The following is a 12,804-nucleotide window of genomic DNA, read 5'->3' on the forward strand; positions in this document are numbered from 1 at the left end:
AAAAAGGCAGCTCATGATGAGCTGCCTTTACCATAATATAGCTTGGCGGCGTCCTACTCTCACAGGGGGAAACCCCCGACTACCATCGGCGCTGAAGAGCTTAACTTCCGTGTTCGGCATGGGAACGGGTGTGACCTCTTCGCTATCGCCACCAAACCATTGAGAGTGTTCTCTCAAAACTAGATAACAGTAAGCATACATTCAAATTGGTTAAGTCCTCGATCGATTAGTATCTGTCAGCTCCATGTGTCGCCACACTTCCACCTCAGACCTATCAACCTGATCATCTTTCAGGGATCTTACTTCCTTGCGGAATGGGAAATCTCATCTTGAGGGGGGCTTCATGCTTAGATGCTTTCAGCACTTATCCCGTCCGCACATAGCTACCCAGCGATGCCCTTGGCAGAACAACTGGTACACCAGCGGTGCGTCCATCCCGGTCCTCTCGTACTAAGGACAGCTCCTCTCAAATTTCCTGCGCCCGCGACGGATAGGGACCGAACTGTCTCACGACGTTCTGAACCCAGCTCGCGTACCGCTTTAATGGGCGAACAGCCCAACCCTTGGGACCGACTACAGCCCCAGGATGCGATGAGCCGACATCGAGGTGCCAAACCTCCCCGTCGATGTGGACTCTTGGGGGAGATAAGCCTGTTATCCCCGGGGTAGCTTTTATCCGTTGAGCGATGGCCCTTCCATGCGGAACCACCGGATCACTAAGCCCGACTTTCGTCCCTGCTCGACTTGTAGGTCTCGCAGTCAAGCTCCCTTGTGCCTTTACACTCTGCGAATGATTTCCAACCATTCTGAGGGAACCTTTGGGCGCCTCCGTTACCTTTTAGGAGGCGACCGCCCCAGTCAAACTGCCCACCTGACACTGTCTCCCCGCCCGATAAGGGCGGCGGGTTAGAAGGTCAATACAGCCAGGGTAGTATCCCACCGATGCCTCCACCGAAGCTGGCGCTCCGGTTTCCAAGGCTCCTACCTATCCTGTACAAGCTGTACCAACATTCAATATCAGGCTGCAGTAAAGCTCCACGGGGTCTTTCCGTCCTGTCGCGGGTAACCTGCATCTTCACAGGTACTATAATTTCACCGAGTCTCTCGTTGAGACAGTGCCCAGATCGTTGCGCCTTTCGTGCGGGTCGGAACTTACCCGACAAGGAATTTCGCTACCTTAGGACCGTTATAGTTACGGCCGCCGTTTACTGGGGCTTCAATTCGCACCTTCGCTTACGCTAAGCGCTCCTCTTAACCTTCCAGCACCGGGCAGGCGTCAGCCCCTATACTTCGCCTTACGGCTTCGCAGAGACCTGTGTTTTTGCTAAACAGTCGCCTGGGCCTATTCACTGCGGCTCTCTCGGGCTTGCACCCTAACAGAGCACCCCTTCTCCCGAAGTTACGGGGTCATTTTGCCGAGTTCCTTAACGAGAGTTCTCTCGATCACCTTAGGATTCTCTCCTCGCCTACCTGTGTCGGTTTGCGGTACGGGCACCTCTCACCTCGCTAGAGGCTTTTCTTGGCAGTGTGGAATCAGGAACTTCGCTACTATAATTCGCTCGCCATCACAGCTCAGCCTTCACGGGAAACGGATTTGCCTATTTCCCAGCCTAACTGCTTGGACGCGGATATCCAATACCGCGCTTACCCTATCCTCCTGCGTCCCCCCATTGCTCAAATGGTGAGGAGGTGGTACAGGAATATCAACCTGTTATCCATCGCCTACGCCTTTCGGCCTCGGCTTAGGTCCCGACTAACCCTGAGCGGACGAGCCTTCCTCAGGAAACCTTAGGCATTCGGTGGAGGGGATTCTCACCCCTCTTTCGCTACTCATACCGGCATTCTCACTTCTAAGCGCTCCACAAGTCCTTCCGGTCTTGCTTCACAGCCCTTAGAACGCTCTCCTACCACTGTTCGAAGAACAGTCCGCAGCTTCGGTGATACGTTTAGCCCCGGTACATTTTCGGCGCAGAGTCACTCGACCAGTGAGCTATTACGCACTCTTTAAATGGTGGCTGCTTCTAAGCCAACATCCTGGTTGTCTAAGCAACTCCACATCCTTTTCCACTTAACGTATACTTTGGGACCTTAGCTGGCGGTCTGGGCTGTTTCCCTTTCGACTACGGATCTTATCACTCGCAGTCTGACTCCCAAGGATAAGTCATCGGCATTCGGAGTTTGACTGAATTCGGTAACCCGGTAGGGGCCCCTAGTCCAATCAGTGCTCTACCTCCGAGACTCTTACCTTGAGGCTAGCCCTAAAGCTATTTCGGAGAGAACCAGCTATCTCCAGGTTCGATTGGCATTTCACCCCTACCCACACCTCATCCCCGCACTTTTCAACGTGCGTGGGTTCGGGCCTCCATTCAGTGTTACCTGAACTTCACCCTGGACATGGGTAGATCACCTGGTTTCGGGTCTACGACCACGTACTCAATTCGCCCTATTCAGACTCGCTTTCGCTGCGGCTCCGCATCTTCTGCTTAACCTTGCACGGGATCGTAACTCGCCGGTTCATTCTACAAAAGGCACGCCATCACCCGTTAACGGGCTCTGACTACTTGTAGGCACACGGTTTCAGGATCTCTTTCACTCCCCTTCCGGGGTGCTTTTCACCTTTCCCTCACGGTACTGGTTCACTATCGGTCACTAGGGAGTATTTAGCCTTGGGAGATGGTCCTCCCGGATTCCGACGGAATTTCACGTGTTCCGCCGTACTCAGGATCCACTCAGGAGAGAACGAAGTTTTGACTACAGGGCTGTTACCTCCTATGGCGGGCCTTTCCAGACCTCTTCATCTACCTCGTTCCTTTGTAACTCCGTACAGAGTGTCCTACAACCCCAAGAGGCAAGCCTCTTGGTTTGGGCTGGTCCCGTTTCGCTCGCCGCTACTCAGGGAATCGCATTTGCTTTCTCTTCCTCCGGGTACTTAGATGTTTCAGTTCCCCGGGTCTGCCTTCTCATATCCTATGTATTCAGATATGGATACCACTCCATTACGAGTGGTGGGTTTCCCCATTCGGAAATCTCCGGATCAAAGCTTGCTTACAGCTCCCCGAAGCATATCGGTGTTCGTCCCGTCCTTCATCGGCTCCTAGTGCCAAGGCATCCACCGTGCGCCCTTTCTAACTTAACCGTTAAAAAGAATCACTACGTGATATCTTGCATTACTAATTGAATGTGAATTACTTCTGTTATCTAGTTTTCAAAGAACAACATCTCGAAGAATCGAATGATCCTTCAAAACTAAACAAGACAGGGAACGTTCTGTTTATAAGACCCAAGGTCTTATATTCCGTTAAAATCCTTAGAAAGGAGGTGATCCAGCCGCACCTTCCGATACGGCTACCTTGTTACGACTTCACCCCAATCATCTGTCCCACCTTCGGCGGCTGGCTCCATAAAGGTTACCTCACCGACTTCGGGTGTTACAAACTCTCGTGGTGTGACGGGCGGTGTGTACAAGGCCCGGGAACGTATTCACCGCGGCATGCTGATCCGCGATTACTAGCGATTCCAGCTTCACGCAGTCGAGTTGCAGACTGCGATCCGAACTGAGAACAGATTTGTGGGATTGGCTTAACCTCGCGGTTTCGCTGCCCTTTGTTCTGTCCATTGTAGCACGTGTGTAGCCCAGGTCATAAGGGGCATGATGATTTGACGTCATCCCCACCTTCCTCCGGTTTGTCACCGGCAGTCACCTTAGAGTGCCCAACTGAATGCTGGCAACTAAGATCAAGGGTTGCGCTCGTTGCGGGACTTAACCCAACATCTCACGACACGAGCTGACGACAACCATGCACCACCTGTCACTCTGCCCCCGAAGGGGACGTCCTATCTCTAGGATTGTCAGAGGATGTCAAGACCTGGTAAGGTTCTTCGCGTTGCTTCGAATTAAACCACATGCTCCACCGCTTGTGCGGGCCCCCGTCAATTCCTTTGAGTTTCAGTCTTGCGACCGTACTCCCCAGGCGGAGTGCTTAATGCGTTAGCTGCAGCACTAAGGGGCGGAAACCCCCTAACACTTAGCACTCATCGTTTACGGCGTGGACTACCAGGGTATCTAATCCTGTTCGCTCCCCACGCTTTCGCTCCTCAGCGTCAGTTACAGACCAGAGAGTCGCCTTCGCCACTGGTGTTCCTCCACATCTCTACGCATTTCACCGCTACACGTGGAATTCCACTCTCCTCTTCTGCACTCAAGTTCCCCAGTTTCCAATGACCCTCCCCGGTTGAGCCGGGGGCTTTCACATCAGACTTAAGAAACCGCCTGCGAGCCCTTTACGCCCAATAATTCCGGACAACGCTTGCCACCTACGTATTACCGCGGCTGCTGGCACGTAGTTAGCCGTGGCTTTCTGGTTAGGTACCGTCAAGGTGCCGCCCTATTTGAACGGCACTTGTTCTTCCCTAACAACAGAGCTTTACGATCCGAAAACCTTCATCACTCACGCGGCGTTGCTCCGTCAGACTTTCGTCCATTGCGGAAGATTCCCTACTGCTGCCTCCCGTAGGAGTCTGGGCCGTGTCTCAGTCCCAGTGTGGCCGATCACCCTCTCAGGTCGGCTACGCATCGTCGCCTTGGTGAGCCGTTACCTCACCAACTAGCTAATGCGCCGCGGGTCCATCTGTAAGTGGTAGCCGAAGCCACCTTTTATGTCTGAACCATGCGGTTCAAACAACCATCCGGTATTAGCCCCGGTTTCCCGGAGTTATCCCAGTCTTACAGGCAGGTTACCCACGTGTTACTCACCCGTCCGCCGCTAACATCAGGGAGCAAGCTCCCATCTGTCCGCTCGACTTGCATGTATTAGGCACGCCGCCAGCGTTCGTCCTGAGCCAGGATCAAACTCTCCGATAAAGTAGTTTGACTGACTACGCACATCGCTGTGCGATTTATTTAAAACTTTGAATTAACAGGTACGTTTTGTCTTGTTTAGTTTTCAAAGAACTTTGTTGCTTCTCTCGAAGCGACCTCTTAATCATAACATTTTCAGTTTGCTAGGTCAATACTTTTTTAAAAAATATTTTCACTAGGCTTGCCTTTCTATTAAAAAGACAACAAAAAGAATTATATCAGTATCATCGCTATGTGTCAAAGCTTTTTTTCACTTCTTTATATAGTAAAAGCGCAGCCTGTTGCAGCTGCGCTTTTTCGTTTATACTTCTTCCGTTTCTTCCGGCTCTTCTTCATTCTTTTCCACAAGCGCCACAGTGGCTACATGCTCTTGATCAGACATGCGGATCAGACGGACGCCTTGTGTTACACGTCCCGTAGTGGAAATATCATTAATATCCATTCTGATTAACACGCCGCTTGCCGTAATAATCATTAAGTCCTCTTCGCCTTTTGTTGCTTTCACGGTTACTAACGGACCGTTGCTGTCAGTGATTTTACATGTTTTAAGGCCTTTTCCGCCCCGGCTTTGAACTCTGTATTCTGAAGCCGGTGTGCGTTTGCCGTAGCCGTTTTCTGTCACTATGAGGACATGGGAGTCTTCTTCAAGAATCTCCATGCCTACCACGACATCATCGTCTGTCAGCGTGATGCCTTTAACACCCGCAGCTGTGCGTCCCATTTGTCTTACATCTGCTTCAGGGAAACGGATCAGCAAACCGTTCTTCGTTCCGATGATGATTTGTTTCTTGCCGTCAGTCAGGCGGACGGCCATCAGTTCATCGTCTTCCCGGAGACCTAGGGCGATCAGCCCGTTATTCCGTATATTCGCAAACTGGGACAGTGCCGTACGTTTCGACACCCCTTGTTTGGTCGTAAAGAAGAGGTATTGCTCCTCATCAAACGTGCTGACCGGAATAATGGCATTAATCCATTCGCCTTTTTCAACCTCCAGAAGGTTAATAATCGGAATGCCTTTTGCCGTACGGCCGTATTCAGGGATTTCATATCCTTTAGAACGGTATACCTTCCCTTTATTAGAGAAGAACAGGATCGTATCGTGCGTTGATGTGGAAATTAAGTGTTCCACAAAGTCATCTTCATTCGTTCCCATTCCCTGTACGCCTTTTCCGCCCCGTTTTTGGCTGCGGTATGTGGACGCCGGGAGACGTTTAACATAGCCGTTATGGGTCAGTGTGATGACGATATTTTCTCTCTCGATAAGATCTTCATCTTCAATTGTTTCAAGACCGGACGTCACGATTTCAGTGCGTCTCTCATCATTGAAACGCTCTTTGATTTCATTGAGCTCTTCACGAATGATCTCAAGAACTCTTGCTTCATTGGCTAAAATATCTTTCAGCTCGGCGATAAGCGCAACAAGTGATTGATATTCCTCTTCAATCTTTTCGCGCTCCAGACCGGTTAATCGCTGAAGGCGCATATCCAGAATGGCTTGCGCTTGTTTTTCAGTCAGTGAGAATTGTTCGATCAAACCTGTTCTCGCAATTTCAGCCGTCTGGGAATTGCGGATAAGAGAAATAACGGCATCTAAATGATCGAGAGCAATTCTTAAACCTTCCAGAATGTGAGCTCTCGCTTCCGCTTTGCGGAGTTCGTAAGCCGTTCTGCGCCGGATCACAACCTTTTGGTGATCAAGATAATACTCCAGACATTGTTTCAGGCTTAGTACCTTCGGCTGTCCGTCAACGAGCGCCAGCAGGTTGATTCCGAAAGACGTCTGCAGGGCCGTTTGTTTGTACAGGTTATTCAAAATGACGTGAGCATTGGCGTCACGGCGGATCTCAATGACGATTCTCATTCCGTTACGGTCGGATTCGTCACGCAGATCCGTAATTCCTTCGATTTTTTTGTCTCGGACAAGATCTGCGATTTTTTCAATTAATCTCGCTTTGTTCACCTGATAAGGAAGTTCCGTGACAATAATTCTTTCTTTTCCCGATGATGTCTCTTCGATTTCAGCCTTAGCCCGGATCGTAATGGATCCCCGTCCGGATTCATATGCCTTGCGGATGCCGCTCCGGCCTAAAATCTGACCTGCAGTCGGAAAATCCGGGCCCGGGATGTATTCCATCAGCTCCTGGTTTGTAATCTCAGGATTCTCACTTACGGCAAGCACGCCTTCAATGACTTCCCCAAGCTGATGCGGAGGAATATTTGTCGCCATTCCGACCGCGATACCGGCAGCTCCGTTGACGAGCAGATTCGGAAATCTCGAAGGCATGACGACAGGTTCTCTTTCTGCGCCGTCATAGTTATCTTGATAATCAATCGTATCTTTCGTAATGTCCCGGAGGATTTCCATTGCGATTTTTGACATTCTCGCTTCTGTGTAACGCATCGCGGCCGCTGAGTCGCCGTCAACCGAACCGAAGTTGCCGTGTCCGTCAACAAGCATGTAGCGGTAGTTAAAATCCTGCGCCATTCTGACCATTGATTCGTAAACCGCTGAGTCACCGTGCGGGTGGTACTTACCGATAACTTCACCGACGATACGGGCAGATTTTTTATATGGTTTGTCACTGGTCATGCCTAAATCATTCATCGCGTACAAAATCCGTCTGTGAACCGGCTTCAGACCGTCACGCACATCCGGAAGCGCCCGGGATACGATAACGCTCATTGCATAGTCCAGGAAGGATGTCCGCATTTCCTGACTGATATTGACTTCACGTACTTGTGGTGTGTTTTGTTCACTCATTAAAAAAACCTCCCTGAAGTATCACATGAAATAATGTGGGAGTAGATTGTCCATTATGATCTTCAATACGATTTCACTATTCTCCATTATATCAATAAACTTGTGTTTATACACATTAATTTAGTAGAATATACGGGTTTTGCGGGTTTTCAGGGGCTTTAGAAGCCGCTTTGAGAAAAAAGCCTTATTTCTTAACGAAAATAAGGCTTTCTTGGTTAAATATCAAGATTTTTCACGTATCTGGCGTTTGCTTCTATGAAGTTTCTCCGCGGTTCTACTTTGTCACCCATCAGCATTTCAAAAGTCTCGTCAGCGTCCATTGCATCTTCAAGATTGACTTGCAGAAGCGTTCTGGTCGCAGGGTCCATTGTCGTTTCCCAAAGCTGAGTCGCGTTCATTTCTCCAAGACCTTTATAACGCTGGAGGCCGGGCTTAGGTGATTGCGGAAGCTCTTTTAACAGCTCATCAAGCTGCTTATCGTTATAAGCGTATTCCACCCGTTTTCCCTGCTGCACTTTATAAAGCGGCGGCTGGGCAATGTAGACATAGCCGTTTTCGATGATTTCCCGCATGTATCTGTAGAAGAACGTTAATAAAAGCGTTCTGATGTGGGCGCCGTCAACATCGGCATCCGTCATGATGACCACTTTATGATAACGCGCTTTTTCAAGATTAAAATCTTCTCCGATTCCTGTTCCGAGAGCCGTGATCATTGATCTGACCTCATTGTTTGAGAGGATCTTATCAAGTCTGGCTTTCTCAACGTTCAGAATCTTACCGCGCAGCGGCAGAATAGCTTGGAAATGACGGTCCCGTCCCTGTTTCGCTGATCCGCCCGCAGAGTCACCCTCTACGATATACAGCTCGGAAATGCTCGGATCTTTAGAAGAACAGTCCGCCAGTTTGCCCGGCAGATTGGAAATCTCAAGCGCACTTTTGCGCCGGGTCAATTCCCGTGCTTTTTTCGCTGCCATCCGCGCTCTTGCGGCCATTAAACCTTTTTCAACGATTTTGCGGGCTGAGTCCGGATTTTCAAGAAGGAATGTTTCCAGCGCAGAAGAAAACAGCGTATCAGTGATCGTTCTCGCTTCGGAGTTGCCGAGCTTCGTTTTCGTCTGCCCTTCGAATTGCGGATCAGGGTGCTTAATTGAAATAATGGCAGTCAGCCCTTCTCTCACATCATCCCCGCTTAAATTCGGATCATTTTCTTTGAAAATCCCTTTTCTTCTTGCATAGTCGTTTATGACACGGGTCAGACCGGTTTTAAATCCGGCCTCGTGCGTGCCGCCTTCGTATGTGTTGATATTATTCGTGAAAGAATAAATATTGCTTGTATAGCTGTCGTTGTATTGCAATGCAACTTCAACCGTTATGCCGTCTTTCTCGCCTTCGATATAAATCGGCTCTTCATGAACGACTTCTTTGGAACGGTTTAAGTACTCAACATAGCTTTTGATTCCGCCTTCGTAGTGGTACTCGTTTTTCCGTTCTTGTCCTTCACGTTTGTCTTCAATCGTGATGTTTACGCCTTTTGTCAGGAAGGCCAATTCCCGGACACGGTTTGAAAGCAGATCATAGTCGTATACGGTTGTTTCTTTGAAGATTTCCGGATCCGGAACGAAGTGCGTAATCGTTCCGGTCTTATCAGTATCACCGATCACTTCAAGATCGGCCACAGGTACACCGCGCTCGTACGCCTGATAGTGGATTTTTCCGTCACGATGAACCGTAACGTCAAGAGTAGTCGACAAGGCGTTTACGACAGACGCCCCTACACCGTGAAGACCGCCGGATACTTTATATCCGCTTCCGTCAAATTTACCGCCGGCGTGGAGAACGGTCATGATGACTTCAACCGCAGGGCGGCCCATCTTCTCCTGGATACCGACCGGAATTCCGCGCCCGTTGTCCTTAACGGTAATGCTGTTATCTTTTTCAATCTCGATGTTAATATCTGTACAATAACCGGCCAGGGCTTCGTCAATACTGTTGTCGACGATTTCCCACACCAAGTGGTGAAGGCCTTTGCTGTTAGTTGATCCGATGTACATCCCCGGTCTCTTTCGAACAGCTTCCAAACCTTCTAATACCTGTATCTGATTCTCATCATAACTATTTTGCTGCTGTTCCATAGCCATGCACATTCACCTACACTTTTCTTAAACGATATATTCATTGTAAAGATCCGCTAAGAATCTATTTCTAACATAAATTGCGCACGTTTCTTCAGTGTGCCGGAAGATAAGGGAGAGTAATATATATTCTCAGTCGTGACTACGATAGACTTTGGCGTGCCGTTTACGGACGGCACTACTTTTTCTTTCTGTCTGTCCAGAAATTCTTCAACGATCGGCGATACATTGACCTTGCAGTCAAAAATGCCGACGATATCGCGTGTTGAAACGACAAAGTCGTCACCTAAATGAATATACAATCGCTCACCTCATTTCTTCACTTCACTAACGTACCGTTTTCCACACGGAACATTCCTGCTTGATGTAAGGTATCGTGGTCAATGCCATCCACGCTTGTCGTGGTGACAAATGTCTGCACACGGCCTTGGATCGTATGAAGCAAATGGGACTGTCGGTAATCATCCAGCTCGCTTAGTACATCATCCAAAAGTAAAATGGGGTATTCTCCGATTTCTTCATGAATCAAATCTATTTCGGCCAGCTTCAAAGACAAAGCCGTCGTACGCTGCTGTCCCTGCGAACCGTACGTCTGCACATCGCGTCCGTTCACATAAAAAAGGACATCATCCCGATGCGGTCCGAATAATGTGACGCCTCGTTCTATTTCTTTTTCTTTTAATTTCGAAAAAGACTCCTGGTAGCTGTTACCTATTTTCGACAAATCTTTGGGATCTGATACATCAAGCGCCGTGTGGTACTTAAGCGTCAGTTCTTCAAGTCCCCGGGAAATGCCGGAATGGATCGGCTGCGCCCATTTTTCAAGCTGCGCCGTAAACTGCAGACGTTTGGCGACAACTTTTGCGGCTGCTTCAATCAGCTGATCAGTGAGAACGTCAAGCATGGTCCGGTCAGTCTGTTTCCGGCTTTGCAGCTGTTTCAGAAAATGATTCCGCTGTGAAAGGATTTTTTGATAAAGAGATAAATCATACAGATAAACGGCAGAAACCTGCCCGATCTCCATATCGAGAAATCTCCTCCTCACCTGAGGGCTTCCTTTGACGAGATTTAAATCCTCAGGGGCAAACATAATGGTGTTCAGCGCTCCGACATACTGACTGAGTTTTTGCTGCTCTATATGATTGACCTTGCCCTTTTTACCTTTTTTGGAGATGACAAGCTGCATCGGGATGTCCCCGTTTCGCTTCATCACTCTTCCTTCTATTTTAGCATAGTCTTCGTCCCACCGTATAAGTTCTTTGTCATTTGAGGTGCGGTGTGATTTTGCCATCGAAAGGACATAGATGGCTTCCATCAGATTGGTTTTGCCTTGGGCATTTTCCCCGATGATCACATTCACCTTGTTTTCGAATTGAAGCTCAGCGCGCTCATAATTACGGTAGGATGTTAATTCTAAATTTTGGATATACAACCGCTGTCACCCGCTTTAATTGACGACTTGAAATGAACCAAATCCTTCAATCGCGACCACGTCTCCAACGTAAAGCTTTCTGCCGCGGCGATTGTCAGGTTCATTGTTGACAGTCACCTCATGCTCGCTCAGAAACCACTTCGCCATGCCGCCGGACTGAATCACATCGGCTAATTTTAAAAACTGGCCAAGCGTAATCATTTCTGTATCAATCGAAATCGGATTTGCCATATTATCGACCTCTTTCAAATATCACTAATATCTAATTGTACTAAAAAATCCTGAAATAAGGAAAGGGAAAACTTGAGGGAGCGGCTGATGAATAGAAAAGCTGCCGAACTAAGCCGGCAGCACATTCTGTTTGATTAATACGTTCTGACCGGAAGGATGAGCTGAACGATGGTTTCATCATTCGGCGTACGGATAAGAAACGGTCTCATCGCTCCCGTAAAGCTGATACGGATGTCCGCTCCTTCAAGTACTTTCAGTGCGTCCATCATATATTTTGGACTGAATGAAATATTTAATTCCTCGCCGTCAATCTGGTCAGCCAGCACAGCTTCGACCACTTTCCCGATTTCCGGAGAATTTGATGAAATTTCCAGCGAATCCGCCGGTTTGGCAGAAAGCTTTACAACGTTGTTGCGGCCTTCTCTCGCCAATAAAGAAGCACGGTCTATCGCCTGTAAAAATTCCTTCGTGTTCACGACGATTTCCGTTTTGCTTTCCTGCGGAATTAAGCTGGTCGTGTCCGGATAGTTTCCGTCAAGCAATCTTGAGAAGAACAATACGTTTTTCGCTTTGAACAGAACCTGGGTTTCTGTAATCACGATATCAACCAGTTCTTGGTTGTCATCAAGAATTTTGCTCAGCTCGGTTAAGCTTTTCCCGGGAATGACCACGTTATAAGAGCTGTCTTCCGGAATATCAAGCTTCGCCTTTCTTAAAGCGAGCCGGTGGCTATCCGTGGCAGTGCATAATAATTCACCGTTTTCGACTTTCCAGTTTACACCTGTCAAGATAGGGCGTGTTTCTGAGGCGGACACAGCGAACACGGTTTGGCGGATGAGGTTTTTCAAAAGATCCGTCGGAATCTGAATGGCGTGATGCTCTTCGATTTGCGGTAGATGCGGATATTCATCTGCATCTAGGCCGTTTAAATTAAATTCGGCTTTTCCGGAACGGATAATCGTTAAATATTGATTTTGAACTTCGATTTCAACAGTCGCCATCGGCAGTTTTTTAACGATTTCGCTGAAGAAACGCGCTTGCAGCACGATACTTCCCGGCTGATCGATCGTCACGATTTCTTTATCATCATCTTCTTTCGGAATGAATGACTCGATTGAAATATCAGAGTCACTTCCTGTGAAAGATACTCCTTCATCTGAGGCGACGATCTTAATACCGGTGAGAATGGGAATTGTGGTTCTGGATGAAACGGCTTTTAGAACGTCTTGTACACTTTCGACTAAACGATCTTTTTGAATCGTAAATTTCATGTTTATCCTCCTAACGGATAATATAATTAATATATTTTAAAAATAGCAGTAGTAATAGTAGGGCCTGTGGATTTGTGGATAAGTTGTGAAAAAGACAGGAAACACAGCCTATCCACATG

At 48.3% G+C, this 12,804-nt stretch carries 6 protein-coding genes and 3 rRNA genes; all 9 read right to left on the reverse strand.

The genetic code is table 11. The features are described 5' to 3' along the window. Window positions 1-40 precede the first annotated feature (40 nt). The 9 genes from rrf to dnaN all read right to left on the reverse strand — a co-directional run bounded on the left by rrf (window position 41) and on the right by dnaN (window position 12,685). Window positions 41-156, reverse strand: a 5S ribosomal RNA gene (gene rrf, locus SB24_RS09685). A gap of 50 nt (window positions 157-206) precedes the next feature. Further along, a 23S ribosomal RNA gene (locus SB24_RS09690) occupies window positions 207-3,136 on the reverse strand. Window positions 3,137-3,311: 175 nt separating this feature from the next. Continuing rightward, window positions 3,312-4,861, reverse strand: a 16S ribosomal RNA gene (locus SB24_RS09695). The 16S, 23S and 5S rRNA genes sit together here, the layout of an rRNA operon. Window positions 4,862-5,159: 298 nt before the next feature. Continuing rightward, entirely contained in the window at window positions 5,160-7,619 is a 2,460-nt protein-coding gene (gyrA, locus tag SB24_RS09700) for a DNA gyrase subunit A (RefSeq protein WP_039253079.1), read from the reverse strand. Between the two features lie 215 nt (window positions 7,620-7,834). Then, on the reverse strand, window positions 7,835-9,751 hold the full coding sequence (gene gyrB, locus SB24_RS09705) for a DNA topoisomerase (ATP-hydrolyzing) subunit B (RefSeq protein ID WP_014720600.1): 1,917 nt from the start codon (window positions 9,749-9,751) through the stop codon (window positions 7,835-7,837). A gap of 56 nt (window positions 9,752-9,807) precedes the next feature. Continuing rightward, entirely contained in the window at window positions 9,808-10,053 is a 246-nt protein-coding gene (gene remB, locus SB24_RS09710; protein ID WP_004392908.1) for an extracellular matrix regulator RemB, read from the reverse strand. A gap of 17 nt (window positions 10,054-10,070) precedes the next feature. Beyond that, the gene (gene recF, locus SB24_RS09715; protein WP_007409910.1) at window positions 10,071-11,183 is read right to left on the reverse strand and encodes a DNA replication/repair protein RecF; all 1,113 of its coding nucleotides are present in this window, start codon (window positions 11,181-11,183) and stop codon (window positions 10,071-10,073) included. 15 nt (window positions 11,184-11,198) lie between these two features. Continuing rightward, window positions 11,199-11,414 (reverse strand): ribosome maturation protein RlbA, encoded by a 216-nt coding sequence (gene rlbA, locus SB24_RS09720; RefSeq protein ID WP_004392910.1) that lies wholly within the window; start codon window positions 11,412-11,414, stop codon window positions 11,199-11,201. A gap of 134 nt (window positions 11,415-11,548) precedes the next feature. Next, window positions 11,549-12,685, reverse strand: a complete 1,137-nt coding sequence (gene dnaN, locus SB24_RS09725) for a DNA polymerase III subunit beta (protein ID WP_007409909.1) — start codon at window positions 12,683-12,685, stop codon at window positions 11,549-11,551. Between the last annotated feature and the right edge of the window lie 119 nt (window positions 12,686-12,804).

The organism is Bacillus sp. Pc3 (genome assembly GCF_000815145.1).
Classification (GTDB): Bacteria; Bacillota; Bacilli; order Bacillales; family Bacillaceae; genus Bacillus; species Bacillus velezensis.